This is a genomic window from Gordonia rhizosphera NBRC 16068, assembly GCF_000298195.1.
Taxonomy (GTDB): Bacteria; Actinomycetota; Actinomycetes; order Mycobacteriales; family Mycobacteriaceae; genus Gordonia; species Gordonia rhizosphera.
This window is the reverse complement of record NZ_BAHC01000137.1, coordinates 1-24910: the sequence shown is the minus strand read 5'-3', so window position 1 is coordinate 24910 and position 24910 is coordinate 1. Positions and strand designations below refer to the sequence as shown.

The 24910-nt window shown below is 67.1% G+C and carries 24 protein-coding genes; 14 read left to right on the top strand and 10 right to left on the bottom strand.

What is annotated here, in order from left to right:
• The first annotated feature begins 173 nt into the window (after window positions 1–173).
• Complete coding sequence (locus GORHZ_RS17405; protein ID WP_040532365.1) at window positions 174–800, top strand: TetR family transcriptional regulator; 627 nt, start codon at window positions 174–176, stop codon at window positions 798–800.
• Window positions 801–910: 110 nt separating this feature from the next.
• Here the strand turns inward: GORHZ_RS17405 and GORHZ_RS17400 are convergent, their stop codons facing one another.
• On the bottom strand, window positions 911–1813 hold the full coding sequence (locus GORHZ_RS17400; RefSeq protein WP_006335188.1) for an alpha/beta fold hydrolase: 903 nt from the start codon (window positions 1811–1813) through the stop codon (window positions 911–913).
• Between the two features lie 86 nt (window positions 1814–1899).
• Entirely contained in the window at window positions 1900–2670 is a 771-nt protein-coding gene (locus tag GORHZ_RS17395; RefSeq protein ID WP_006335187.1) for an AfsR/SARP family transcriptional regulator, read from the bottom strand.
• Window positions 2671–2743: 73 nt separating this feature from the next.
• Between GORHZ_RS17395 and GORHZ_RS17390 the strand changes: the two genes are divergently transcribed.
• The 5 genes from GORHZ_RS17390 (at window position 2744) to GORHZ_RS17370 (ending at window position 7486) form a co-directional block, all read left to right on the top strand.
• On the top strand, window positions 2744–2923 hold the full coding sequence (locus GORHZ_RS17390; RefSeq protein ID WP_006335186.1) for a DUF1059 domain-containing protein: 180 nt from the start codon (window positions 2744–2746) through the stop codon (window positions 2921–2923).
• Window positions 2924–2935: 12 nt separating this feature from the next.
• Window positions 2936–3895, top strand: coding sequence for an ABC transporter ATP-binding protein (locus GORHZ_RS17385; RefSeq protein ID WP_006335185.1), 960 nt, complete (start codon window positions 2936–2938; stop codon window positions 3893–3895).
• Window positions 3892–4665 carry an ABC transporter permease gene (locus GORHZ_RS17380; RefSeq protein WP_006335184.1) on the top strand — a complete coding sequence of 258 codons (774 nt, stop codon included), beginning with the start codon at window positions 3892–3894 and terminating at the stop codon, window positions 4663–4665. Before GORHZ_RS17385 ends, GORHZ_RS17380 begins: the two co-directional genes overlap by 4 nt.
• On the top strand, window positions 4662–5441 hold the full coding sequence (locus GORHZ_RS17375; RefSeq protein ID WP_006335183.1) for an ABC transporter permease: 780 nt from the start codon (window positions 4662–4664) through the stop codon (window positions 5439–5441). Before GORHZ_RS17380 ends, GORHZ_RS17375 begins: the two co-directional genes overlap by 4 nt.
• Window positions 5442–5686: 245 nt before the next feature.
• On the top strand, window positions 5687–7486 hold the full coding sequence (locus tag GORHZ_RS17370; protein WP_006335182.1) for a pyruvate kinase: 1800 nt from the start codon (window positions 5687–5689) through the stop codon (window positions 7484–7486).
• Between the two features lie 13 nt (window positions 7487–7499).
• On the opposite strand, the gene GORHZ_RS17365 is transcribed toward GORHZ_RS17370, so the two are convergent.
• The 4 genes from GORHZ_RS17365 to GORHZ_RS17350 form a co-directional block, all read right to left on the bottom strand.
• Window positions 7500–7925, bottom strand: coding sequence for a hypothetical protein (locus tag GORHZ_RS17365; protein ID WP_006335181.1), 426 nt, complete (start codon window positions 7923–7925; stop codon window positions 7500–7502).
• Between the two features lie 129 nt (window positions 7926–8054).
• A complete protein-coding gene (locus GORHZ_RS17360) occupies window positions 8055–9173 on the bottom strand; it encodes an NDMA-dependent alcohol dehydrogenase (protein WP_006335180.1) in 1119 nt (372 codons plus the stop codon).
• A gap of 31 nt (window positions 9174–9204) precedes the next feature.
• Window positions 9205–10701 carry an aldehyde dehydrogenase family protein gene (locus GORHZ_RS17355; protein WP_006335175.1) on the bottom strand — a complete coding sequence of 499 codons (1497 nt, stop codon included), beginning with the start codon at window positions 10699–10701 and terminating at the stop codon, window positions 9205–9207.
• A gap of 136 nt (window positions 10702–10837) precedes the next feature.
• The gene (locus tag GORHZ_RS17350) at window positions 10838–12481 is read right to left on the bottom strand and encodes a sigma-54-dependent Fis family transcriptional regulator (RefSeq protein WP_083877339.1); all 1644 of its coding nucleotides are present in this window, start codon (window positions 12479–12481) and stop codon (window positions 10838–10840) included.
• A gap of 223 nt (window positions 12482–12704) precedes the next feature.
• Here GORHZ_RS17350 and GORHZ_RS17345 point away from each other — a divergent pair, with 223 nt between their 5' ends.
• The 7 genes from GORHZ_RS17345 to tuf all read left to right on the top strand — a co-directional run bounded on the left by GORHZ_RS17345 (window position 12705) and on the right by tuf (window position 20590).
• A complete protein-coding gene (locus tag GORHZ_RS17345) occupies window positions 12705–14021 on the top strand; it encodes an ammonium transporter (protein ID WP_040532364.1) in 1317 nt (438 codons plus the stop codon).
• Window positions 14022–14062: 41 nt separating this feature from the next.
• Window positions 14063–14959 (top strand): exodeoxyribonuclease III, encoded by an 897-nt coding sequence (locus GORHZ_RS17340; RefSeq protein WP_006335169.1) that lies wholly within the window; start codon window positions 14063–14065, stop codon window positions 14957–14959.
• A gap of 176 nt (window positions 14960–15135) precedes the next feature.
• Window positions 15136–15753, top strand: a complete 618-nt coding sequence (locus GORHZ_RS17335) for a DUF8020 domain-containing protein (RefSeq protein WP_006335168.1) — start codon at window positions 15136–15138, stop codon at window positions 15751–15753.
• 489 nt (window positions 15754–16242) lie between these two features.
• On the top strand, window positions 16243–16614 hold the full coding sequence (gene rpsL, locus GORHZ_RS17330) for a 30S ribosomal protein S12 (RefSeq protein ID WP_006335167.1): 372 nt from the start codon (window positions 16243–16245) through the stop codon (window positions 16612–16614).
• 6 nt (window positions 16615–16620) lie between these two features.
• Complete coding sequence (gene rpsG, locus GORHZ_RS17325) at window positions 16621–17091, top strand: 30S ribosomal protein S7 (protein ID WP_006335166.1); 471 nt, start codon at window positions 16621–16623, stop codon at window positions 17089–17091.
• A gap of 86 nt (window positions 17092–17177) precedes the next feature.
• On the top strand, window positions 17178–19283 hold the full coding sequence (fusA, locus tag GORHZ_RS17320) for an elongation factor G (protein WP_006335164.1): 2106 nt from the start codon (window positions 17178–17180) through the stop codon (window positions 19281–19283).
• Window positions 19284–19399: 116 nt separating this feature from the next.
• Complete coding sequence (gene tuf, locus GORHZ_RS17315; protein WP_006335163.1) at window positions 19400–20590, top strand: elongation factor Tu; 1191 nt, start codon at window positions 19400–19402, stop codon at window positions 20588–20590.
• 99 nt (window positions 20591–20689) lie between these two features.
• Here tuf and GORHZ_RS17310 read toward each other — a convergent pair whose 3' ends face one another.
• Genes GORHZ_RS17310 through GORHZ_RS29560 form a run of 4 tightly spaced genes read right to left on the bottom strand, consistent with a single transcriptional unit; the run spans window position 20690 to window position 23647 of the window.
• Window positions 20690–20923, bottom strand: coding sequence for an SCO6045 C-terminal-like domain-containing protein (locus GORHZ_RS17310; protein WP_006335162.1), 234 nt, complete (start codon window positions 20921–20923; stop codon window positions 20690–20692).
• Entirely contained in the window at window positions 20920–21798 is an 879-nt protein-coding gene (locus GORHZ_RS17305) for an MbnB/TglH/ChrH family RiPP precursor modification enzyme (RefSeq protein WP_006335161.1), read from the bottom strand. Before GORHZ_RS17305 ends, GORHZ_RS17310 begins: the two co-directional genes overlap by 4 nt.
• Window positions 21798–22754 carry a TIGR04222 domain-containing membrane protein gene (locus tag GORHZ_RS17300; RefSeq protein WP_006335160.1) on the bottom strand — a complete coding sequence of 319 codons (957 nt, stop codon included), beginning with the start codon at window positions 22752–22754 and terminating at the stop codon, window positions 21798–21800. The genes GORHZ_RS17305 and GORHZ_RS17300 overlap by 1 nt, the downstream gene beginning before the upstream one ends.
• Complete coding sequence (locus tag GORHZ_RS29560) at window positions 22751–23647, bottom strand: TIGR04222 domain-containing membrane protein (protein WP_006335159.1); 897 nt, start codon at window positions 23645–23647, stop codon at window positions 22751–22753. The genes GORHZ_RS17300 and GORHZ_RS29560 overlap by 4 nt, the downstream gene beginning before the upstream one ends.
• Window positions 23648–23971: 324 nt before the next feature.
• Here GORHZ_RS29560 and GORHZ_RS17290 point away from each other — a divergent pair, with 324 nt between their 5' ends.
• Window positions 23972–24862 carry an SHOCT domain-containing protein gene (locus GORHZ_RS17290; protein ID WP_006335158.1) on the top strand — a complete coding sequence of 297 codons (891 nt, stop codon included), beginning with the start codon at window positions 23972–23974 and terminating at the stop codon, window positions 24860–24862.
• Window positions 24863–24910: the final 48 nt, after the last annotated feature.

The window sequence follows — 24910 nt, the reverse complement described above, 5'->3', positions numbered from 1 at the left end:
GCGGCGTCGAAGGCATTGACGACGACCGAGATCCTCGCCGACTTCACCCGGTATGCCCGACGCCGCGCCGACGAGTCGGCGGAACTGTTCGCCTCCGACGAAGCGCGCGAGGGAATGGCCGCATTCTTGTCGAAGCGTCCGCCGAGCTGGGACCTCGCCGAACGCGCGTCGTCGTGACCGCCGGAACTCGTGCATCGAATCCGCGTGAGCCGCAACAGGAGCGGTCACGCCTTACGCGGGAACGGTTGGTGTCCTCGACCATCGAGGCCCTGGCCCACGACGGCTGGGCCGCCGCGACCGTGGCCGCGGTCGCCGAGCGCGCCGGGGTGTCGCGCGGGGCGGCGCAACACCACTTCCCGACGCGGGAGACGCTGATCAGTGCGGTACTCGAGCAGATCTTCGACGAAATGACCGCGAATGCGTCGACGACGCCGGCGGATATCTCGGACGGAGTCGAGCGCGTCGCCGCAGCCGTCGACCGTGCGGTCGCGATCTACACCGGCACCGAATTCAAGGCGGCGCTGCAGGTATGGGCCGCCGCGGCCTCGGATCCCGGACTGCGGGAACTCATCCTGCCGATGGAGGACAAGTTCGCCCGCGCGGCGCATCAGATGACCGTTGCTGCCATCGATCCCGAGGGCCGGTATCCGCAGGCCCACAGCATCGCGCAGGTCACCCTCGATCTCGCGCGGGGACTCGGCTTGGCCGACACCCTGTCCGACGATTCCAAGCGCCGCGCCCAGGTGGTCGCGACGTGGACCGAACTGATCACCGCGGCGCTGAACATCGATCGAGCGTGACGGTCGCCGCGCGATCGGCGTAGGCGTGCACGATCGACGTGTGGGGGTGCACGGTCGACGTGTGGGGGTGCACGGTCGACGTGTGGGGGTGCACGATCGACGGGGACCAGTCAGCGACCCAGCGGGTAGGAGTGCTCCCAGTCCGCGAGGATCGTGCGCAGCGCGACGATCAGCGGTAGCGGCTGATCCAGCATCGGATGGTGCCCCGCCAACGGTAGTTCGATGACCGGCGCGCGGCGGCCGAGCATCGTGTACATGTGGTCGCCGATCTCCGGGGTGACCAGGCCGTTCTCCGCCCGGAACAGCGCCACCCGGACGTCGACACGTTCGAGCAGTTCGGGGCGGGGCATCTTGCGGCCGAACATCGTCGGATCGAATTTCCAGCTCCACCCGCCGGGTACCTCCCGCAGCGACTTCTCGGCGATGTGCCGCAGCACGTACGGCAGGCTGTGCTCCTGATGGGGGACCGGATGGAACCGGGCCAGCGCGGCCTCCCGGTCCGCGTAGACCTTCAACGGCCCGAAGGCCCGGTTGTCTGCCGCCGCCTCCTCTTCGGGACTCAGCTCGCGGATCGGGGAATCGATCACGACGACGCCACCGACCAGATCCCGATGTTTGATGGTGCAGTTGAGCGTGACCCAGCCACCCATGCTGTGGCCGACGAGGATCGGATCGGCGGGCATACCCGGCATTGCGCACACGGCCGCCACCTCCTCCGACCATGCGTCGAGTGAATATGCCGACCGGCGGTCGCTGTCGCCGTGACCGGACAGATCCAACGCGACGACGCGTCGATCGTCGCCCAGCATCGGGGCGATGTGGTCCCACCAGTGGCTGTGCGCGCTGCCGCCGTGCACGAGGACGACAGCGGCGTCGGCGTCGACCGGTCCCCAGGATCGGACCGTCACGCGGGTGCCGTCGACGGTCAGTCCGGTGGTGTCCGCGTCCTCGGCGATCGCCTTCCGATACCACTCTGGTGCGTCGGCAGCGGTCGATTCCGCCTGGATGTCCATGGTTCCAGGTAACTCCACCGCCCGGCCGGGCGGCCAGCCGGGCGACGCGGATCACACCGCACCGCGCCGTCGTCACGCCGGCGTGATCAGGTGACGTCGAGAACCCGCTGGTACAACGCCCTGGTTCGCGATCCGGGGAGCGCTCCCAGACGGTCGTCGAGCGTCACGCGGCACCTTTCGTAGACGGCGAGCGCGGCGGCGGGATTCCCTTCGGACAGATGGATCTCCATCAACCGCCGATACGAGTCCTCCCGTACCGGATCGATGGCGAGCGCCTCCTGCACGCAGGTCGACGCCAGCGTGTACTCGCCCCGCGCCGACCACACGTCGGACAGGCACGCCAGGGCACGGATGCGCAGGCCGTCGAGCCGCCGGCGCACCCCGGCCACCCACGGGGAGTCCTCCCCGGGCAGGAAGGGGCGACGGGTGATCGCCCAGGTGATGTGCGCCGCCGGCCAGGCCCGCGCCTCGTCGCCGTCGCGTAGCGCCGCCTCCGCCTCGTCGAGGCGGAGCGCTGCGCACTCGATGTCGATCCAGATGCCCGGCGGCAGGACGAGCCGATGGGCGCCGAAGGCCGTGTCGACGGTCGCCGAACCCTTCGGTTCGATCAGCTCGAGGAGAGGGCGGAGTTTGCTGATCAGCGCGCTGATCGCGTTCTCCCAGGCGGCCGGCCGGCCGCCCGGCCACAGCTCGTTCGCGATCGCCTCGCGGGTCAGGGCCTGATTGCGGTGCAGCACCAGCATGGCGAACACCATCCGCCCCTGGCGGCCGGGTAGCGAACGCTCGTCGACGAACCGGCCCGGGACGGCGATCCCCACCGTCCCGACCACATAGATCCGTTGCTCCGCGTCCGCCAAGGTTTTCCCAACCAACGCCCATGACCGCTGCGTTTCAATCAAAGAGTACCCATCGACGCAAAGGATCAAGGCCATGGCCAAGCTGCTGGAATGCCCGTGCGGGACCGTTGTGGAGTCGAGCACCGACGACGAACTCGTCGCACTCGCGCAGACCCATGCGCGCACCGTGCACCGGATGGAGATCACCCGCGAGCAGGTGCTGGAGATGGCACAACCATCGCACGGCGATCCCCTCGGCGACCACAGGGATTGAGCGTGGTTCGTCATGTCCACCGCCATCGAGGTCCGCGACCTCACCAAACGCTACCGACACGGACCGCAGGCGCTCGCCGGCGTGTCCCTGGAGGTCCGGACCGGCGAGATCTATTCGCTCCTCGGCCGCAACGGCTCGGGGAAGACCACGTCGGTGCGCATCCTCACCGGGCTCACCGAACCGACGACCGGCACCGTTGAAGTCCTCGGAGCCGACATCGTCACCGACCGTCGACGGGTGCAGCGACAGATCGGCGTCACTCTGCAGGAGGCCGCCCTCGACGACGTCCTCACCGGCCGCGAGGTGCTGGTGATGGTCGGCCGCCTGGTGGGGATGTCGGGTCGGCGGGCACGGGTGCGGGCCGACGAACTGCTCGAGCGCTTCGGGCTCGAGCAGGTCGCCCACCGGCAGGTCGGGACCTACTCCGGCGGCACCCGACGGCGACTGGACATCGCCGCGTCGCTGGTCCGCGTGCCGCAGATCCTGTTCCTCGATGAACCGACCACCGGCCTCGATCCGCAGAGTCGCCGGGCGCTGTGGGACGAGATCCTGCGACTTCGCTCCTGCCACGGAATGACCGTGCTGCTGACCACGCAGTACCTCGAGGAGGCGCAGGCCCTCGCGGACCGGATCGCGGTACTGCACACCGGTCTCGTCGTCGCCCGGGGCACCCCGGAGGCGTTACGGCGCGCACACGGGTCGCGCAGTCTCACCGCACGCGTCGGCGACGCCGGCGGCCACAGGGTCGCCGCCCTCGACCGGCTCAACGGCCGCGCGCACCTCACCGACGGTGTGCTCACCATGAACTTGCCCGAGGACGTCGCCGCCGGCCGGATCGTGACCGAGTTGGAGGCGGCCGGCATCGCCCTCACGGATCTCGAGATCCGCCGCGACTCCCTCGAAGACGTGTTCCTCAAACTCACCGCGACACAACCGGCGGTCACCGCAGCACAGACGGCGGTGTCGACATGACCGGCTTCGTCACCGCGGTGTCGGCCACGTTCACCCGCGAGGTCGCCCGTTCCCGTCACCGGTGGGTGCTCACCTATCTCGTCCCGGTGTTCCCGCCGATCGTCGCCGTCACGCTGTTCGCCGATCTGATGAGCCCGGCGGAGAACCTCCCCGGCTTCCCGGCCTCGACCTATCAGGATTACGTCGCGGCGAGTGCGGTGCTGCTGCCGGGCATGATGGCGGCCGGTCTGACCGCGAGTTCCGCCGGCGCGGACCTGCGGTCGGGTCTGGCGGACCGTCTCCGGGTGCTGGGTGTATCCGCGGCGGCGACGACTTGCGGTCGCCTGCTGTTCGAGGGCCTGCGTATCCTGCCCGCGGCGGTGGCCGCCTATCTGGCCGCCGTTCTCCTCGGGGACGACGTGGCCTGGCGGGCGGATGCGATGCTCGTGTTGCTGCTGCTCGCAGTCGCCTGGGCCATCGCCTACAACGGGATCTTCCACGCGTTCGCCGCGATCACCGGCAGCGCCCACGCCCCAATCGCGCTGCAGCCGCTGTTCGCACCGTTGACCTTCCTGTCGATCTTCTGGTTCCCGCGAACGCTGATGCCGGCCTGGGGAGCGACGGTGACCGACTACAACCCGATCAGCTGGCTGACCGACGCCGGACTCGCGACCACCATCGGCGGGGTGGCCCCGGCGGAAGTTCTCGCAGGTGTCGGCACGGTCCTCATCGTCGGTGCGGCGGGTCTCGTCGCCACGGTCCGGATCCTCGAGCGGAGGGCGGCACGATGACGACCGGCACGATCCCCCGGACCGCCGCGGTCTGGCTGCGCATGGCCCGACATTCGGTGCGCCGGCCGGCCTTCGCCTACGTGATCCCCACCGTGTTCCCGATCGGACTGGTGGTGATCATCTCGCAGCTCTACCAGCGCCTGGCGGACGCGCCGGAGTATCAAGGGCACACCCTGCTGGACTGGATGGCGCCGGGCACCGTGTTCGTCGCCGCCTGTATGGGCGGCGGGTTCACCGCGACGATCCTCGTCGGTGACATCACCGACGGGTTCGCCGATCGTCTTCGGCTGCTGCCGATTTCGCGGGGAGAAGTGGTGGCCGGCATGCTGGCGTTCGAGGCCACCCGGCAGCTCCCGATCGGCGCGGTACTCCTCGGTTGCGCCGCGGCTCTGGGCATGCCGCTGCCGGGTCCGGCGGGTCTGGTGGTGATCCTGGCGCTGTCGGCGGTGTGGGCGGCGGTGTGGAACGCCGGCTTCGTGGTGGCGGCATCGCTGACCCGCAGCCCGGACATCGCGCTGGCGCTGCTGCCGGCGTTCCTGCCGTTCCTGCTGGCGAGTTCGATCATCGTCCCGCGTGCGTTGCTGCCGGACTACCTGGACCGGCTGGCGGGCTGGAACCCGTTGGAGTACTACGTATCCGCGGTGCGTCCGCTGATACTCGACGGGAACCTTGCGTGGGCGGAGCTGGGTGTCGCGACCGCCGTCAGCGCATTGCTGCTGGCCGGAGGGATGGTCGCGGCCATGACGACGATGCGCAGGGCCCTCTCGGCGGAGTGACAACGAGAGCATTGAATTGTTGTTGAATTCCCGGGAAATTCCGTGCGGCCGCGCTCTGTGTCGTGTTCGTGAACGACGACGTCTCCGCAGGTCAGGCCCGGTCTTGTCGGGCGTCCGATGTCACTGGGATCCGGACGCGGAGGCGGGCGCGCCCACCTGCCGCGATCACACCCGATGAGTCGTTCTCGCCGGCGCTAGACTCGCTTCGCCGGGTTCGGTACAGCACATCTGAGACGGGGCAGGACATGGGAATCGATGCCGATCGACGATCGCGTCTGGTCGATCTCCGAAACGAACTGACCGAGCTGCGTGCCGAAGCGATCGCCGCCGAGGCGTCGGCCAAGGAACTCATCGCCGCGGTCGACCCGGCACACCGCGAGAGCGCCGCCAACGTGGTCCACTACCGGGCCGTCCGCTCCCGCGACCTGCGCGACCTGCAACCGCGCCTGTCCGCGGAGGGGCTGTCGTCGCTGGGACGGATGGAGTCGGGGGTGCTGGCCAACCTGGACTCCGTCATCCGGATCATCAACGACGCGCTCGGCGAGGCCGAACCCGACCTTGAGGAAGGCGAAATCGATTGGGGCGGGGGCAAAGAAGCTCTCGCACTGAATGCCGCGGCGCTGCTCGGCGGTGAGCCGGACGATCGGTCCACCCGGATCATGGTGACGATGCCCAGCACCGCGACCACCGACACTGAGTTCGTGGAGCGCTGCGCCGCCGTGGGAATGGACCTCGCGCGGATCAACTGCGCCCACGACGGCCCGGACGAGTGGCGCGCCATGGCCGCCAACGTGCGCGCGGCGAATGCCAAGGTGCGGATCGCGATGGACCTGGCGGGACCGAAGCTGCGCACCGGTCCGATCGCACCCGGACCCCAGGTCGTCAAGTTCCGACCGACCCGCGATCAGGTCGGCACGGTCCGCGTGCCGGCGAGATTCTGGCTCGGGCAGGCACCGGCCCGCACCGACGTCACCGAGCAGGCGCCGGTGACCGACCCCGGTTGGATCGCCGCGCGGAATGTCGGCGACATCGTCACCCTCGATGACACCCGAGGCCGGTTCCGTGAACTGCGGGTCCTGCAGGTGGCGTCGACGGGGGTCCTCGTGGCCGGCGACCGCACCGTGTACCTGACGCCCGGCACCACGGTGTGGTGCGACGACGAACAGACCGCGATCGGGGAGCTACCAGCCGTCGCCCAGTCGCTGCGGGTGTTCCGTGGCGACACGATCACCCTGACCGCCGACATGGCTCCGGCGATCCCCACCGACGACGGCCGGCACCGTATCGGCTGCAGCCTGCCGGAGGTGTTCGGCGCGATCGAGGTCGGACACCGCGTCTACTTCGACGACGGCAAGATCGAGTCGGTCGTGACGCGGGTCGAACCCGACACCGTCGTCGTCGGCGTCACCCGCGCCGCGCTCAACGGCACCAAGCTGAAGGCGGAGAAGGGTATCAACCTGCCCGACACGGCGCTGCCGATGCCCGCCCTCACCGACGAGGACATCGACGCGCTCGGCTCGGTGGTCGATCTCGCCGACATGGTGAACCTGTCGTTCGTCCGCGGCCCCGAGGATGTCGCCGACCTGCAACGACGGCTCGACAACCGTGCGGCATCCGACCTCGGCGTGGTGATCAAGATCGAGACGGTGGCCGGGTTCTCCGCGCTTCCCGAGACCCTGCTGCAACTCATGCGTACCCGACGCATCGGCGTGATGATCGCCCGCGGAGACCTCGCCGTGGAGGCGGGTTTCGAACGGCTCGCCGAGGTTCAGGAGGAGATTCTGTGGCTGTGTGAGGCCGCGCACGTGCCGGTCATCTGGGCCACCGAGGTCCTCGACTCCCTCGCTGACCGAGGTCTGCCGACCCGGGCCGAGGTGACCGATGCCGCCGCCGGTGAACGTGCCGAGTGCGTGATGCTCAACAAGGGGCCGCACATCGTGGAGGCGATCGAGGCGCTCACCGACATCCTTGCCCGGATGAAGGGGCACATCGACAAGAAGCGTCCGCTGCTCAAACGCCTGGGAGCCTGGGACTCGGGTCTTTGACGGCCGGTGGGTCTCAGCGGACGGCGATCCGGATGGCCTCGGAGTATTTCGTGCGTTCCTCGGCCGACATGGTGTCCGGGAACACGATCACCAGATCGAGGACCTGGTAGGACTGTTCCTGTTTGCCGGCGTAGATCTGGGCGCGCCCGGTCGACGGGAACTTCAGCAGGGTGAGCTGGTCGAACGCCACCGCGGCCGAGCAACCCGTCGAGCCGCAGAGTTCGCCGGTCGCATCACGGCGGCCGGTGAGGGCGAGGTTCTGGCCGGCGACCGCAGCGGCGATCTGGTCGAGCGTTCCGGGCTCGATCGAGTTGTTGACGAAGGATTGGCTCGTCGTCGCCGTCGTCATCGAGGATTCCGACGTGCACGCGGTCACGCCCAGCAGACCTGCGCCGAGCACGGCCACCACCGCCGTTGCCGTCCGAAACGACCGGATCATCGGAGTTCCTCCCTGGTTTGAACCATCCTCCCTTCTTACTCCCCGGAGCAGCCCCGGACATGGACCGGTCCGGGCGCGGAGGGGTCATCGCGCCCGGACCGGGGTCTATGCACCGATTGTCGGGAATGGTCAGCTGTCGTGGATGATCACGCCACGAATGTTCTTGCCGTCGCGGAGATCCTGGTAGCCCTCGTTGACCTGGTCGAGGGTGTAGGTCCGGGTGACCAGTTCGTCGAGCTTGAGCTGGCCGGCATCGTAGAGCCGCAGCAGACGCACGATGTCGTACTGCGGGTTGGCCGACCCGAACAGGCTGCCCTTGATGGACTTCTCGTTGAGGGTGAGGTCGATGCCGGGCCAGTGCACGGTGAACTTCTCCGGGCTCGAGAGGCCGGTGAGTACCACGCTGCCGCCCTTGCCGACCGCGCCGATCGCCGACGATACGACCGCTTCGTCGACGGTCCCGACGGTGACGATGGCCGTGTCCGCACCCTGCCCCCAGCTGAGTTCGGTGATCTTCTCCTGCGCCTCGGCGGCGTCGGCGAACGCGTGGGTGGCCCCGAACTTGATTGCGGTGTCACGTTTGAAGGCAACCGGATCCACGACGATCACATACTTGGCGCCGGCATGGACGGCGCCTTGTACGGAGTTGATGCCGATCCCGCCGATGCCGTAGATCACCACGATGTCGCCGGCGCGGACATTTCCGGTGTAGACCGCCGAACCCCAGCCGGTCGGTACGCCGCAGCCGACGAGGACCGCCTTGTCCAGCGGCAGCCAGTCGTCGACCTTGACCACCGAGTGCTGGCTGATCGTCGCTCGCTCGGCGAATGTTCCGAGCATGCACATCGCCCCGTAGTCGGTTGCGCCGTCGTGGAAGCGGAAGGAACCGTCGGGCATACAGCCCTCCAGGATGGTGGCGCCCATGTCGCACAACGACTGGCGTCCTGTGGCGCAGTAGCGGCAGGTTCCGCAGTTCGGGATGAAGCTGCACACCACGTGGTCGCCGGGCTTGACCTTGGTGACGCCGGGGCCGATCTCCTCGATGATCCCGGCGCCCTCGTGGCCACCGACGATGGGGTAGCGGGCCGGCAGGTCACCGTCGGTGAGGTGCAGGTCGGAGTGGCAGAGTCCGGCGGCGGTGTACTTGATCAGCACCTCGCCGTCTTTGGGCGGGTCGAGGGACAGTTCGGTGAGCTCGAACGGCTTGCCCATTCCGGTGAGAATGGCGGCTTTGGTTTTCAGTGACATCTCATGTGCTCCTTTGCAGATGAATCGCCGGTCAGAGGGCGACGTTGACGGCCTTGGTCTGCGTGTACAGATCGATCGCCGACGAACCGAGTTCGCGACCCCATCCAGATTGTTTGTACCCGCCGAACGGCATCGCGGTGTCGAATCCGTTGTATTGGTTCACCCAGACCGAACCGGCCTTGATCTGCCGGGCGGTCCTGTGGGCCTTGGACAGGTCGGTGGTCCAGATTCCGGCGGCGAGGCCGTAGATCGAATCGTTCGCGGCCGCTGCCACGCCGGTGTCGGCGTCGAAGGGCAGGGCGGCGACGACCGGTCCGAAGATCTCCTCCCGGACGATGGAGAAGTCGGGTTCGACGTCGACGAAAACGGTCGGTTCGATGAAGAAACCTTCGTCGCCCCAACGCTTTCCGCCGGTGAGGGCGCGGGCTCCGTCGGCCAGTCCGGCGGCGAGGTAGCCGGAGACACGGTCGAACTGTTCCTGACTCACCAGCGGCCCCAGTTCGGTCGCGGGATCGAGTCCCGGGCCGATCTTGGCCTGCCCGGCGGCCTCGGCGACCGCGGCCGTGAAGTCATCGAAGATGGGTCGCTCCACGAACAGACGGGTGCCGGCGACGCAGCACTGCCCGTGGTTGAACATCCATGCGGCCACCGATCCCGCGACGGCCTTGTCGAAGTCCGCGTCGGCGAAGACGATGTTGGGGCTCTTGCCACCCAGTTCCAGCGACACCTTCTTCAGGTTGCCCTTGGCGGCATCGACGATCTTCTTGCCGACCTCGGTCGATCCGGTGAAGGCGATCTTGTCCACGTCGTCGTGGGCGGCCAGTGCCGCGCCCGCCTCGCCGAAACCGGTCACGATGTTGACGACGCCCGGTGGGAAGCCGGCCTCACAGAAGATCTCACCGAGGAACAGCGCGGTCAGCGGTGTTTGCTCGGCCGGTTTGAGGATGACGGTGTTTCCTGCCGCCAGCGCCGGGGCGAGTTTGAACGCGGCCATGAGCAGCGGGAAGTTCCAGGGCACGATGAGGCCACACACACCGACCGGCTCGCGCAGCGTGTAGGCATGGAACTCGCCGCCGGGGACGAACGGCATCGATACGTCGACGGTGCTGCCGGTGATCTTCGTGGCCAGGCCGGCGTTGTATCGGAAGATGTCGGCAGACCAGTTCATGTCGACGGCGGTCGCGATGGTGGCCGCCTTCCCGTTGTCGAGGGCCTCGAGCTGCCCGAACTCGGCCGCCCGTTCACTGAGCAGGTCGCCGACCCTCCAGAGCAGACGCTCGCGCTCGTTCGGCTTCATCCGGCTCCACGGCCCGTCGTCGAACGCCTGTCGTGCCGCACGGACCGCCCGGTCGATGTCGGCGGCGTCGCCGCGGGCGACCGACGTGATCGGACGTGCGGTCGCGGGGTCGATGGTCTCGAACGTCGCGCCCGAGGCCGCCCACGTCCATTCACCCCCGATCAGCATGGGGCGGTCGGCGGAGATGAAGTCGCGAACCCTCGAGAGAAGTTCGGTGGCGAGAGCGGTCATGAAACCTCCTGGTCAAACGGGGAGATCAGAAGTGATCTGGGTCATAGATGTGACCTGCTTCATTTCTGCCACCGTTTGCCGGAGGTGCGGTGTCCAGAAACTGAACACCGGGCTGGACAGCCCGGAACGGGCCGATTCAGATACCCAGCGCGCGCATCCGTGCGTAGAGCGTGGTGCGGCTGATGCCGAGGGCTCGGGCGGCATGAACCTTGTTGCCGTCCGCTGATTCCAGGGCGTCGACGATGGCCGTGCGCTCGGCCTGCTCGCGTCCAGACAGGTGCGCGGCGCGGCTGGTGGTGCGGTAGTCGGCGGGCAGGTCGCGGGGTTCGACGACCCGGGCTGCGCGCGCGGAGCATGACGAAACGGCTTGGTGGAGAACCGAATCCAACTCCGACAGGTTGCCCGGCCAGTCCTGGCAGAGCAGCGCGTCGGTTGCCTCGCCGGACAAGGTGAGCGTGGGGTCGATCGCGCGCAGCGCGGTGCTCGCGATCGCCGCGAGTTCTGAGGTGCGGTGACGCAGTGGAGGCAGGTCGATGCGTGTCGTGCAGCGCGCCAGCAGTGCCGCCACGCCGGCGCCCGATTGATCGCGTGGACCCGCGACGATGATCACCGGCGCGCCGTCGACCGTTTGTGTGACGGCCCGCCCCAGCAGCGCGACGGACCGGTCGTCGAGCAGCTCGGCACCGTCGATGATCAGCGGGACCCGGTCCCGGCGGGCGCGCGCGACAAGGCCCGGGATATCCGGCGGAGTGCCCGCGATGAGCTCGTCGGCCACGTCGACGACGACGGGTTCGCCGTCGCCGCGGTCGGCGGCCGCCGATCGCGCGTGCGTACTGCGTCCGGTGCCGGGTTCGCCGGTGATCGCGACGCTGCGTGCCGCGGCGGGTGTGGGCGCGGCGGCCGGGGCCGACGCCGGCTGCTCGATGGCCGGACGGAACCGGAACAGCGCGGCGCCACGCACACCGGGCACCGGCTCGACCGCGAGTTCGACGTCGACCCCGGACACCAGGGTGAGCGGCACGACGGTCTCCCGAAGCCCCGGGTCTGCCGCCACCATCCGCAGCGCCCCGACGTCGGTGGGGGATAAAAGTTGCGCGGCAAAGGAATTCGTCAGCTGCAGATCGTCGCCGATGGCGGCGACCGCGATGTCGCGACGCGGTGCGGCGCGTTGGAAGGCATCGAGCACCCGACGTTGATGGGCGCGGGACCGGTCGAGCAGGCGGTCGGCGATGTCGGAGACGATCTCGGTCACGAACGGCACCGCGAGCGGGTTGATGCGCTCCGCGATCTCGGTCATGCACAGGATGCCGGCGAGGCGTCGGGTCGCCGGGTGGATGATCGGCTGACCGAAGCAGCTCACCGACTTGAACTGCTCGAGATAGTGCTCGGCACCGTTCACGGCCACCGATCCGCGGATCTCTGCCGGCGTACCCAGCGCCGTGGTCCCGACGATGTCCTCACCGAACGCGACGCCGGGTGCCGCGCCGAGGTGATCGAGGGTGCGTTCCACCGCTGCGCCGCAGGCAACCCTCGACACCAGTCGGCAGTCGTTGTCGACCAGCAGCAGTGACATGTCCGTGTCGGCGAGGCGGATGGCGGCGTCGTCGAGTACGGGACGCGCGGCGTCGAGGAGCGGGTCCGCGGATCCGATGTCGGCCAGGTTGGTGGGCGGCGCGTCGTCGGGGTGCACGCCGGACAACGCGGAACGCCGCCACGAGTGTTCGATGATCGAACGGCGCGGCGTGTTGTCGAGTGGCGTCAGCGATGTGTCGATGCTCACAAAATGACACAGATCGCGCGGCGAGGGAAGCCGGTGGTGATGACAGGCCACGCGAGTGCCGGCGGCAACCATGCCCCGATCGCCGGTGACGCGGCCAACCATGAATCGGGCAGAACGGACGAACCGCCCGATCGGGGCCGGCGAGTTGCTCGACTCGCTGCGCAGTTCGGGACGCGCCGCGGAGGGCTGATCGTAATCTGTTGCGGTGAATACGTTCCCCACCATGGACGCCCCCGACGGGGCGAACACCGCCTGGATGCTGGCGGCATTCGCGTTGGTCTTGTTGATGACCCCGGCCCTCGGCCTGTTCTACGGCGGCATGGTCCGCTCGATGAGCGTGCTCAACATGATGATGATGTGCCTGTCGGCGGTGCCGATCGTGTGGATCGTCTGGGTGGTGGTGGGCTATTCGATGGCCTTCGGGCCCGATATCGGAGGTGTCATCGGCGATCCGACCACCTTCGCGGGCCTGCGGACGCTGTTCGGCCACTTCGGCGCCGGGGGCGCCGACACGGCGGCCATGCCGCTCGTCGGCACGATACCGGCGCTGCTGTTCGTCGCGTTCCAGGCAGGATTCGCCATGGTCACCGTCGCACTCATCGCGGGTGCGGTCGCGGACCGAATGAAATTCGCCTCGTGGCTGATCTTCGCCACGCTGTGGGCGATCCTGGTCTACGTCCCCGTCGCGCACTGGGTGTTCAGCGCTCCGGGGCTGACCGCCGAGGACGGCGGATGGATCGTCACGCATCTGAAGGCCATCGATTTCGCGGGCGGCACCGTCGTCGAGATCAACTCGGGCGCATCGGCGCTCGTGGTCGCGGTGTTGCTGGGCCGACGGGCGGGGTGGCCCAAGGACCCGATGCGTCCGCACAACCTGCCGTTCGTCATGCTCGGTGCGGGATTGTTGTGGTTCGGCTGGTTCGGATTCAACGCCGGATCGACGCTGGCGGCCGACGGGGCGGCCGCGCTCGTCGCCGCCAACACCCTGGGTGCCGGCGCGGTGTCCATGGTCGCCTGGCTCGTCATCGAACGCATCCGGCATGGGCGCCCCACTTCGTTCGGCGCCGCATCGGGTGTGGTGGCCGGTCTGGTCGCCATCACGCCCTCGTGCTCGTCGGTGACGCCGATCGGGGCACTCGCGATCGGCGCGGTCGCCGGCGCGGTGTCGTCGTATGCCATCGAATTGAAGTTCCGGTGGGGCTACGACGACTCGCTCGACGTGGTGGGCGTGCACTTCGTGAGCGGTGTCGTCGGAATGCTGATGATCGGTCTGGTCGCGAGCTCGTCGGCGCCCGCCGGTGTCGACGGATTGTTCTACGGCGGCGGCCTCGATCAGATGTGGCGGCAGGCGGTCGCCGTCGTCGTCGTGCTCGCCTACGCCATGGCCGTGACCGCGATCATCGGTCTCGCCCTGAAGTACACGGTCGGCCTGCGCGCCGACCGGCAGCACGAGATGGACGGTATCGACGACGGTCAGCATGCGGAGTCGGCCTATGACTTCCACCAGCCGCGCGGCGGACGTGTCGACGTCGGTCGTTAGGGCCGCATGGAGCTCTGAACGGCCGGACTACGGTGGAGCCCATGCGTGTCGCGACGTGGAATGTGAACTCGGTCAAACAGCGGATCCCGCGGTTGCTGCCGTGGCTCGACCAGCGCCGACCCGACGTCGTCTGCCTGCAGGAGACCAAACTGTCCGACGACGCGTTCCACGACGTGCTCGGCGCGGACCTCGCCGAACGCGGATACGAGATCGCCCATGTGGGGCAGGGGCAATGGAACGGCGTGGCGCTGCTGTCGCGTGTCGGGCTCGATGATGTCCGGCGCGGTTTCCACGGCGCGCCGGGATTTCCCGAACCCGAGGCGGTGGCCGAGGCGCGGGCCGTGTCGGCGATCTGCGGCGGGGTCCGCGTGTACTCGCTCTACGTCCCCAATGGTCGGGTGCCGGATTCGGATCACTACCGATACAAGCTCGAGTGGCTCTCGCGGCTGCGCGACAGTGTGGCCTCGGGGACCGGTGACGACGGTGCCGGCAACACGATGCTGTGCGGAGACATGAACATTGCCCCGGCCGACGACGACGTGTTCGACCCGGCGGCCTACGTCGGCCACACCCACGTGACCGCGCCGGAGCGCCGCGCCCTGGCCGACCTCGAGGGCCTCGGTCTGCGCGACGTCGTGCGCGACCGATGGCCGGATGACCGTGTGTTCAGTTACTGGGATTACCGTGCCGGGATGTTCCACAAGGACCTCGGCATGCGGATCGATCTGATCCTGGCCGGCGCTCCGATCGCCGACCGTGTCGCCGCGGCCTGGGTCGATCGTCAGGCCCGCAAGGGCAGCAAGCCGAGCGACCACGCCCCGGTGATCGTGGACCTCGACGACGCGCCCGATGGTGACATCGGTCCCGTCGTGCCGCCGCCGTCGAACCCGGCCAAGCGGGGAGCCACGAAGGTCAAGCTTCCGCAGACCCTCGAATAGGCTGTTCGCGCACATGATCTGTGGTCGTTCGGGTGAACGAATTCCGTCGCAGGCCTGCTGCTGCGGTGGTCGCCGTCTCGGATGTGTCGGGCTCTTTGGTTAGTGTTCAGCTGTCTCTCAGACTTCGGTTCGAGAGAAGTCACGGTCCACAAGTCACAGTTCACAAGGGGGAATCTATGAAGCACATTCACCGTGCTCTCCTGGCGATCGCCGCGTTCACCGCGGTCGCACTCGTCATTCCGTCGGTCAACGCGAGTGCCGCGCCGGAGACGGCCGGTGCGTCGTTTGTCGACGCCGGATTCAGCGCCGATAGACAGAGCGTCGTCGCGTCGCTGCGAGATGCGCACTTCCGGGCGAACGCGGCCGGTACCGAGTTGCAGGTGGTCAATCGCGATGGTCGCATCGTCGACACGATGCCGCTGTCGGGGATGATGGACGGATTCGAGGTTCCGCTGCGCTGGTCGGTCAGCGCAGACTGGACGACCGCGACCCTCACGCCGATCGTCGGCAGCGACCACCGCCGGATGCTCGACGCGGCAGCCACAGCCGCGGCGAAGAAGAACCAGGTCAAGCGCATCACCAAGCAAGAGCGCTACGACATGATGTGGAAGGAACTCAACGCCGGCTGGAAGGGCGTGACCCCGCTGTACACCCTGATCGGCGGACTGATCGGCTTCATCATCTGGGGTATCCCCGCCGCCGTCGTCGGCGCCGCGATCGGCGCCTACATCGGATACCAGACCACCAATCCGAAGGCCTGGCCGTCGGTCGTGGCCTGGTGGAACACGCCGTAAAAGGGGCTGATCTTTCGGCAGAGGTTGCTGTTGGACTCGTACGCTGAGCCAAGCAGCAACCTCTGTCGTTTCCCCCCGGGAACAATGCCCGCGCCCGGGGGGTTGAGGACGGCGAATGCACTCTGTGGTTCACCGCCACGTCGGTCCCCGTCCACGTGCGGGAACCGATTTTTGACCTGTACAAACTCGGTCGGTAGAGTGGATCGTCGGTGCCCGGCACATGCTGGGCCAGTCCGCATGCCCTCCGGTAGGGGAGCAGCGGACTGACAGGCGAGACCGCAGTCGAGTGTACGACACGCCCGACCTCGGGGTATCGATCAATGTACTGACCAGCGCTTATGTGCTGGTGGGGCGAGTTGTGGAGGCAACCGAGGCGGATACCGCCACGGGTGGCCTGCCCGGAGCACCAACCGCGACGCGACAACTACACAATCGCCGGCCACCTCATCGTGCGGCCTGCGACACTGCCGACAAAGGAAGAAACACCTAGTGCCAACCATCAACCAGCTGGTCCGCAAGGGCCGTCACGACAAGGTTGCGAAGACCAAGACCGCGGCCCTCAAGGGGAGCCCGCAGCGTCGTGGTGTCTGCACCCGCGTCTACACCACCACCCCGAAGAAGCCGAACTCGGCGCTGCGTAAGGTCGCCCGTGTGCGTCTGACCAGCTCGGTCGAGGTGACCGCTTACATCCCCGGTGAGGGCCACAACCTGCAGGAGCACTCGATGGTGCTCGTCCGCGGCGGTCGTGTGAAGGACCTCCCGGGTGTTCGCTACAAGGTCATCCGCGGCTCGCTGGACACCCAGGGTGTCAAGGACCGTAAGCAGGCCCGCAGCCGCTACGGCGCGAAGAAGGGGAACTGATAAGTCATGCCACGTAAAGGACCCGCGCCCAAGCGTCCCCTGATCAACGACCCCGTCTACGGTTCGCCGCTGGTCACGCAGCTCGTGAACAAGATCCTGCTGGACGGCAAGAAGTCGACCGCCGAGCGCATCGTGTACGGCGCGCTCGAGCAGGCCCGCGACAAGACCGGCACCGATCCGGTCGTGACCCTCAAGCGTGCGCTCGACAACGTCAAGCCGACCCTCGAGGTGAAGAGTCGCCGCGTCGGTGGCGCCACCTACCAGGTGCCGGTCGAGGTCAAGCCCGGCCGCGCCAACACCCTGGCGCTGCGCTGGTTGGTGACCTTCAGCCGTCAGCGTCGTGAGAAGACGATGGTCGAGCGGTTGGCCAACGAGCTGCTCGATGCCTCCAACGGCCTCGGCGCGTCGGTCAAGCGTCGTGAGGACACCCACAAGATGGCCGAGGCCAACCGGGCGTTCGCGCACTACCGCTGGTGAGAACGTGCTCTGAGGTGATGGGTTCGGGCCCATCACCTCAGAGCCACAGCCCTTTGTTCAAACAGTAATTCCCGAAGGGAAACCAAGTGGCACAGGAAGTGCTCAGCGACCTCAACAAGGTTCGCAACATCGGCATCATGGCCCACATCGATGCCGGTAAGACCACCGCTACCGAGCGAATCCTCTTCTACACCGGTGTCAACTACAAGATCGGTGAAACCCACGACGGTGCCTCGACCACCGACTGGATGGAGCAGGAGAAGGAGCGGGGTATCACCATCACCTCCGCGGCCGTCACCTGTTTCTGGAACAAGAACCAGATCAACATCATCGACACCCCCGGGCACGTCGACTTCACCGTCGAGGTGGAGCGCAGCCTGCGCGTGCTCGACGGTGCGGTGGCCGTGTTCGACGGCAAGGAAGGTGTCGAGCCGCAGTCCGAGCAGGTCTGGCGGCAGGCCGAGAAGTACGACGTCCCGCGTATTTGTTTCGTCAACAAGATGGACAAGCTCGGTGCGGACTTCTTCTTCACCGTGCGCACCATCGAAGAGCGTCTCGGTGCGAAGCCGCTGGTCCTGCAGCTCCCCATCGGTGCCGAGGACAACTTCGACGGCGTCGTCGACCTGATCGAGCAGAAGGCCATCACCTGGCGAGGCACCGTCGAGATCGGCGCCGAGCCGCAGTTCGAGGAGATCCCCGCGGATCTGGCCGACCAGGTCGCCGAGTACCGCGAGAAGCTGCTCGAGACCGTCGCCGAGACCGACGAGGCGCTTCTGGAGAAGTACTTCGGCGGCGAGGAGCTCACCACCGAGGAGATCAAGGGGGCGATCCGCAAGCTCACGATCGCCCGTGAGTACTACCCGGTGATCTGCGGTTCCGCCTTCAAGAACAAGGGTGTCCAGCCGATGCTGGACGCGATCATCGACTACCTGCCGTCGCCGCTCGACGTGCCGTCGGTCGAGGGTCATGCGGTCGGCAACGAAGAGGAGACACTCTCGCGTAAGCCGAGCGCCGACGAGCCCTTCTCGGCTCTCGCGTTCAAGATCGCGGCGCACCCGTTCTTCGGCAAGCTGACCTTCGTCCGCGTCTACTCGGGCAAGATCAACGCCGGTACCCAGGTCCTCAACGCGACCAAGGGTAAGAAGGAACGCATCGGCAAGCTCTTCCAGATGCATGCCAACAAGGAGAACCCGGTCGAGGATGCGACTGCGGGCCACATCTACGCGATGATCGGCCTGAAGGACACCACCACCGGCGACACCCTGTGCGACGCGAACGCTCCCATCGTGCTGGAGTCGATGAGCTTCCCGGACCCGGTCATCAACGTCTCGATCGAGCCGAAGACCAAGTCCGACCAGGAGAAGCTGGGCACCGCCATCCAGAAGCTCGCCGAAGAGGATCCGACCTTCTCGGTGAAGCTCGACGAGGAGACCGGCCAGACCGTCATCGGCGGTATGGGCGAGCTCCACCTCGACATCCTGGTCGACCGCATGAAGCGGGAGTTCAAGGTCGAGGCGAACGTCGGCAAGCCGCAGGTGGCCTACCGCGAGACGATCCGTCGCACGGTCGACAAGCACGAGTACACCCACAAGAAGCAGACGGGTGGCTCCGGCCAGTTCGCCAAGGTCATCATCAAGCTCGAGCCGCTGGTCGACGCCGAGGAAGGCGCGACCTACGAGTTCGACAACGCGGTCACCGGTGGTCGCGTCCCGCGCGAGTACATCCCGTCCGTGGATGCCGGCGCGCAGGATGCGATGCAGTACGGTGTGCTCGCCGGTTACCCGCTGGTCAACTTGAAGGTCACCCTGCTCGACGGTCAGTACCACGACGTCGACTCCTCGGAAATGGCCTTCAAGATCGCCGGTGCGCAGGCTCTCAAGGAGGCTGCGAAGATGGCGGGCCCGGTGATCCTGGAGCCGATCATGGCCGTGGAGGTCACGACTCCCGAGGATTACATGGGTGACGTGATCGGCGACCTGAACTCCCGCCGTGGCCAGATCCAGGCCATGGAGGAGCGCAGTGGTGCCCGTGTCGTGAAGGCACAGGTTCCGCTGTCGGAGATGTTCGGCTACATCGGAGACCTTCGGTCGAAGACCCAGGGCCGGGCGAACTACTCCATGGTGTTCGATTCGTACGCGGAGGTTCCGTCGAACGTGTCGAAGGAGATCATCGCGAAGGCGACCGGCGAGTAAGTCGGGGTCCGAGCGACCAGCGCTGGCAAAACCCAAGAGCGGGCGCAACAACGTAAGTAAATACTCCTGCTGGGATCCGCCCAGCAGGACACCAACAGTCCAGGAGGACAAACAAAGTGGCGAAGGCGAAGTTCGAGCGGACCAAGCCGCACGTGAACATCGGCACCATCGGTCACGTCGACCACGGCAAGACCACGCTGACCGCGGCCATCACCAAGGTGCTGCACGACAAGTACCCGGATCTCAACAAGAGCTTCGCGTTCGATCAGATCGACAAGGCTCCTGAAGAGAAGGCTCGTGGTATCACGATCAACATCTCGCACGTGGAGTACGAGACCGAGAAGCGTCACTACGCACACGTGGACGCTCCCGGTCACGCTGACTACATCAAGAACATGATCACCGGTGCGGCCCAGATGGACGGCGCGATCCTCGTTGTCGCCGCCACCGACGGCCCGATGCCGCAGACCCGTGAGCACGTGCTGCTGGCCCGCCAGGTCGGTGTGCCCTACATCCTGGTCGCCCTGAACAAGGCCGACATGGTCGACGACGAGGAGATCATCGAGCTCGTCGAGATGGAGGTCCGCGAACTGCTGGCCGCCCAGGAGTTCGACGAGGAAGCTCCGGTCGTCAAGGTCTCGGCGCTCAAGGCCCTCGAGGGTGACCCCGAGTGGACCAAGTCGATCGAGGAACTGATGGCTGCGGTCGACGAGTCGATCCCGGACCCGGTCCGCGAGACCGACAAGCCGTTCCTGATGCCCGTCGAGGACGTCTTCACCATCACCGGCCGCGGCACCGTGGTCACCGGTCGTGTGGAGCGCGGCGAGGTCAACGTGAACGAGGAAGTCGAGATCGTCGGCATCCGTGACAAGTCCACCAAGACCACCGTCACCGGTATCGAGATGTTCCACAAGCTCCTCGATTCGGCTCAGGCGGGCGACAACGCCGGTCTGCTGCTCCGCGGCCTCAAGCGTGAGGACGTCGAGCGTGGTCAGGTGATCGTGAAGCCGGGCACCACCACTCCGCACACGGAGTTCGAGGGCCAGGCCTACATCCTGAGCAAGGACGAGGGTGGACGCCACACCCCGTTCTTCAACAACTACCGTCCGCAGTTCTACTTCCGTACCACCGACGTGACCGGCGTCGTGACCCTCCCCGAGGGCACCGAGATGGTCATGCCGGGCGACAACACCGAGATGAGCGTCAAGCTCATCCAGCCGGTCGCCATGGACGAGGGCCTGCGCTTCGCCATCCGCGAGGGCGGCCGCACCGTCGGTGCGGGTCGAGTCACCAAGATCGTCAAGTGATCTCACTCTGACGCTCTGACTCACTGAGTTCAGTCGAAAGGCGCCCAACCACGAAAGTGGTTGGGCGCCTTCTGCATATGCCCACCGTCCATGGGTGCCTCACGCCGGACGGTGGCCCAGAACCCGCCTGAGACTCCTTCGGAGTTTTGCGCCACGGGTCTCCACGTCTCCCGCAGGACCCTGGTCGCCACCGCGGCCGTGCGTACCGCGCTTGTGTCGCAAGACTTCTGCCGCGGCGTCGAGCGCGTCCCGATCGAATCCCGCGGGCGGTTCGGCGCCGTCGACGAGCGCGCGGACCAACTCGGCCTGCCGCCGCGCGAGGTTCTCGTTCACGCCACCCACCACCTGCTGCCAGTGGTGACCTTCGCCATCCGCGCAGCATCCGCGATGGCGTCGAGTTCGGTGAGCAGCTCTCGGGCCGGCGGGTAGTTGCCGTCGCGCTCGAGCATGAACGCTTGCGCCGCACCGGTTTCGGCGACCTGTGACACCATTTCCAGGACCTCGGTCGGGACAGGATCGGTATGCGTGTCGTGGTAGCGGCCGCCGATGAACCGACCACCTGCGACGTGGCAGTACGCGATGCGCTCGGCGGGAAGTCGGGCCAGATCCCGGGCCGGGTCGGTGCCCCGATTCAGCGCGCACGCGTAGACGTTCTCGACATCGAGCAGCAGATGGACGCCGGTGCGCTCGATCAGTTCGGTGAGGAACTCGCCTTCGGTGTACTCGTCGTCGGGCCAGTCGAACAGCGCGGCGATGTTCTCCACGGCGAGGGGTACCGGAAGACTGTCCTGCGTGCGGCGGATGTTGTCGGTGAGCGCGTCGAGCGCCTCGCGTGACCGGGGGATGGGCAACAGGTGTCCGGCTTCGATCCCGCCGGCCCGGACGAAGGCGATGTGTTCGCTGACCAGAGGGGAGCCCAGGAGGTCGGCGCAGTCGGCGAGCAGTGAGATGCGTTCGTGTGCCACGGGTTCGGCACCGCCGAGGGAGAGACGGATACCGTGCGGGATGACCGGGACGCCCAGCGCGCGCAGACGGTCGATCGGGTAGAAGGGGACCGACTCGGCGATCACCTCGCAGAACCCGAGGCCGGGGAGGTCGGCGACGACGCCGGCGATCTCGGGCCGCCAGCCGATGCCGATTCCCTGTGGCAGGCCGGATCTGCCGTCCGCGGACGGGCGGATCTGCGGCGACGACTCAGCCGATGTCATCAACCACCGCCACAACCGCCGCCGCAACCACCGCCGCAACCACCGCCGCAACCACCACCGCCGCAACCGCCACCGTAGCCGCCACCGCGGTAACCGCGGTGGCGGCTACGGCGGATAACGGGGTCGTGCACGAGGAGCCAAACAGACACCTCGCGATTGATGCCACTGACAAATCGGCGTGCCAGACTGTGTTGGGATTCCTCGATATCGCCGGCGAGGACTGGATCGTACTGTGCGACGATGGGCAATCCGAACAAGGCGCTCCCTGCGGCCGCCTCCCGTGCCCCGTATGTTCGGATCGCGGGCCGCAAACCCGGATCGAGATGGCCGTAGGTCGCGTGGGCATCAGCGAGCGCACGGTCACCTCGCACTGTCCGGCGCCATCGCACGCCTGTCGCGGCAGCGACGATGACGTCGCCGAAAAGTACCAGGGCCAGCAGCGCCAGGGTGAGCGCTCCGGCGTGTGCTGCGTCCGTCGCGCCGGAAGCAAGACACAGGGCACCGATGACGACGAGGGCGCCGAGAGGAACGAATACGCGTCGAGGTGTGGGGCGCATGAGGTATCCGCGGTCCTGGAGTTCGTCGCGTAACTGGGCGAAATAGGGCGGTAGGTCCCGGAGCCAGATCGGCGGTCCGGCCTTGTCCAATTGGCGGTAGAGGGTCGCCGTCGTCAACGGGTTCAGTTGCTCGCGGGCGATGGTCGCTTCGTTCTGGTAGCGCCCTTGGGAGTCGATGGCACCGGCGCTGCGCAGTTCCACCACCGCGGCCAATAGTGAGTGCCGCTCGGAGGTCAGTAGTCCGAGCTCGATCGGGGACAGTTCCTCGATCGGACGATCGAGGAACTCGCAGCGGGCGCGCAGAGTCGGCACGACGATCCACGCGAGTGCCGCCGCCGAGAGGGCGACGAAGCCCATCAGGAAGATGGGTGCGGAGACACCCCACAACTGGTGGTTCATGATCCGCCTCCGCAGCCGCCGCCGCCTCCGCAGCCGCCGCCACCTCCGCAACCGCCACCGCCGCCTCCGCAGCTGCCACCCATCGAGCCGTGCCAGAAGCCCGCGCCGGTCGCCGACCCGAAGAAGTCATGCCCGGCGGCACCCGTGAGACCCTTCGCGAGTGTGGGGTCGAACTGCTGGAGGAGGGTCAAGCCGAAGAGGGCGCTCCCGGTGGCCGCGGCGAGTTCGCCGTAGGTCTTCATCGACGGTCGCATCGACGGGTCGAGGTGAGCGTTTTCTACCTGGGCCAGCGCGACCGCGCGATCGCCGAGCACTGTCCGGCGGGGCTGACAGACGCGGATCGCCGCGAGGAGGGCGACGTCGACGATGAACACGGCGACCAGGAGTCCGACAGGTTCTTCGGTGATCGCCGCGATCCAGAGGGCCGCCGCGCAGAGCACGATGACCGTGCCCAACGGCATGAACACGTTCGGCCCAAATGGCCGCATGAGGTATCCGCGCTCGGTCAGTTCGCTGCGCAATTGTGTGAAGAGTCTGCTGTGGTCTCGACGCAGCAGGGCCTGCTGTCGACCTTCGGTGCGCAGCTTGTAGTAGACGTTGCGCGACACCTTGTCCAAGTCCGCGACGGCGGTGCTCGCACCGGGTCGGACGCGGCCGGTCCGAGTGACCAGTCCGGCGGCGCGGAGTGCGACCGCGGCGGCGAGCAGCGCGTGACGGTCGGAGATCAGCAGACCGAGTTCGATCGGCGACAAGTCGTCGAGTGGGCGATTCTCCTGCCGGCGCCGCAGCCGGCGTGCCGAGTACGCGGCCCAGGCGACTGCGGCCACCGACAGGGCTATGACGACGATCGAGATGACCGAGTGGGAGACAGCCCACGGTGGATGAGCGTTCATCGTTGACACCGGTTTTCGGAACTCGTGGCAGCGACGCGAGTGTGACGCCGCGTATCAGGAGCAGCGCTGCGGTGGGTGATCATCGGCACCACCGCGCAACTGCGTGCCATCGGGGGCTGCGGTGTCATTCACACAACCACCCCCTCTTCGATCAGCGATCGAACGGTGAACACATGCAATGTCAGATGCTCTAAGTATTCGGGCAGGTCCCGCTAAGTCCACGAGGCGAAAGGCGATCGTGATCGATTCGTGATCGGGAGCCGGGGCCACGTCATTCGAACGGCGTAACGAGAGCGGTCGGGTGCCTGTCGTTATCCTTCCGCCATGACGATGTTCGGTGAGGTGGGCGCCGGTCCGCGGGTTCCGGGTGCCCTCACGTCCTTCCTGAAGACGTTCGCGTTCGTGATGCTCTGCGGGATCGTCGGGCCGATCTTTCTCGTCGGCTACGTCCTGATCGATGCCCCAGACACCGAGTGGATGCTGTGGACCGGGCTCGCCGTCACCGTCCTCGATGTCATTGTCGCGGCAGCGATCTCCTGGGTGGCCTACCGCAGTCGCGTGACGTCGGCGCGCCTGCATGCCACGGGGCGGATGGCGGTCGCCGACATCACCGCGATCGAGCCGACGAACGTCGAGATCAACGACCAGCCGCTGATGAAGCTGGGGTTGCACATCCGCGGCGGTGGTGTGGTGCCGTTCGACGACGAGAAGCGGATGGTCGTCCCGGCCTTCCAGCAGCCCATGCTGCATCGGCGGATGCTGGCGGTGGTCGTCGACCCGGAGACCAACGAGTACGAGATCGATTGGCAGGCAACAGCACTGCTGACCGGGTCGGTTCCGGCGCGGTTCACCTCGAGTGAGGATGGGCGTACCTACGACCTGACCGGGCAGGCCGAACCGTTGCTCGAGATCCTCGAGATCCTTCGGCAACACGGCATCACGACGACCGGCCCGATCGATCTGCGCAGCAACCCTGCCGCACGTCAGTCCGTCATGAATGTGGTCCGGTCCTACGCCGGCGGCGGTGTGGGGACCCCCGACGACCCGGTCGCGGACCGTCGCATCGACGCGCCGGTCGTTGCCCCGGCCGCGTCTCCGAATCCACGGCGCTCGCTCGGGGAGCGATTGGCCGACCTCGAGGATCTGCGCATCTCCGGTGCGATCACCGAGCAGGAGTATCTCGAGACGCGCAACCGGATCCTGGACACGATCTAGCGTAATCACACAAGCCATATCTATCACTTCTGTATCTTTGGTAACACT

Excerpts from the sequence above, each read along its gene's own strand:
- GORHZ_RS17370 (WP_006335182.1), top strand. The coding sequence starts at position 5,687 with ATGGGAATCGATGCCGATCGACGATCGCGTCTGGTCGATCTCCGAAAC.
- GORHZ_RS17335 (WP_006335168.1), top strand. The coding sequence starts at position 15,136 with ATGAAGCACATTCACCGTGCTCTCCTGGCGATCGCCGCGTTCACCGCG.
- GORHZ_RS17345 (WP_040532364.1), top strand. The coding sequence starts at position 12,705 with ATGGACGCCCCCGACGGGGCGAACACCGCCTGGATGCTGGCGGCATTC.
- GORHZ_RS17375 (WP_006335183.1), top strand. The coding sequence starts at position 4,662 with ATGACGACCGGCACGATCCCCCGGACCGCCGCGGTCTGGCTGCGCATG.
- GORHZ_RS17290 (WP_006335158.1), top strand. The coding sequence starts at position 23,972 with ATGACGATGTTCGGTGAGGTGGGCGCCGGTCCGCGGGTTCCGGGTGCC.
- GORHZ_RS29560 (WP_006335159.1), bottom strand. The coding sequence starts at position 23,647 with ATGAACGCTCATCCACCGTGGGCTGTCTCCCACTCGGTCATCTCGATC.
- GORHZ_RS17400 (WP_006335188.1), bottom strand. The coding sequence starts at position 1,813 with ATGGACATCCAGGCGGAATCGACCGCTGCCGACGCACCAGAGTGGTAT.
- GORHZ_RS17390 (WP_006335186.1), top strand. The coding sequence starts at position 2,744 with ATGGCCAAGCTGCTGGAATGCCCGTGCGGGACCGTTGTGGAGTCGAGC.
- GORHZ_RS17360 (WP_006335180.1), bottom strand. The coding sequence starts at position 9,173 with ATGTCACTGAAAACCAAAGCCGCCATTCTCACCGGAATGGGCAAGCCG.
- GORHZ_RS17380 (WP_006335184.1), top strand. The coding sequence starts at position 3,892 with ATGACCGGCTTCGTCACCGCGGTGTCGGCCACGTTCACCCGCGAGGTC.
- GORHZ_RS17365 (WP_006335181.1), bottom strand. The coding sequence starts at position 7,925 with ATGATCCGGTCGTTTCGGACGGCAACGGCGGTGGTGGCCGTGCTCGGC.
- GORHZ_RS17305 (WP_006335161.1), bottom strand. The coding sequence starts at position 21,798 with ATGACATCGGCTGAGTCGTCGCCGCAGATCCGCCCGTCCGCGGACGGC.
- rpsG (WP_006335166.1), top strand. The coding sequence starts at position 16,621 with ATGCCACGTAAAGGACCCGCGCCCAAGCGTCCCCTGATCAACGACCCC.
- GORHZ_RS17385 (WP_006335185.1), top strand. The coding sequence starts at position 2,936 with ATGTCCACCGCCATCGAGGTCCGCGACCTCACCAAACGCTACCGACAC.
- GORHZ_RS17300 (WP_006335160.1), bottom strand. The coding sequence starts at position 22,754 with ATGAACCACCAGTTGTGGGGTGTCTCCGCACCCATCTTCCTGATGGGC.
- GORHZ_RS17355 (WP_006335175.1), bottom strand. The coding sequence starts at position 10,701 with ATGACCGCTCTCGCCACCGAACTTCTCTCGAGGGTTCGCGACTTCATC.
- GORHZ_RS17340 (WP_006335169.1), top strand. The coding sequence starts at position 14,063 with ATGCGTGTCGCGACGTGGAATGTGAACTCGGTCAAACAGCGGATCCCG.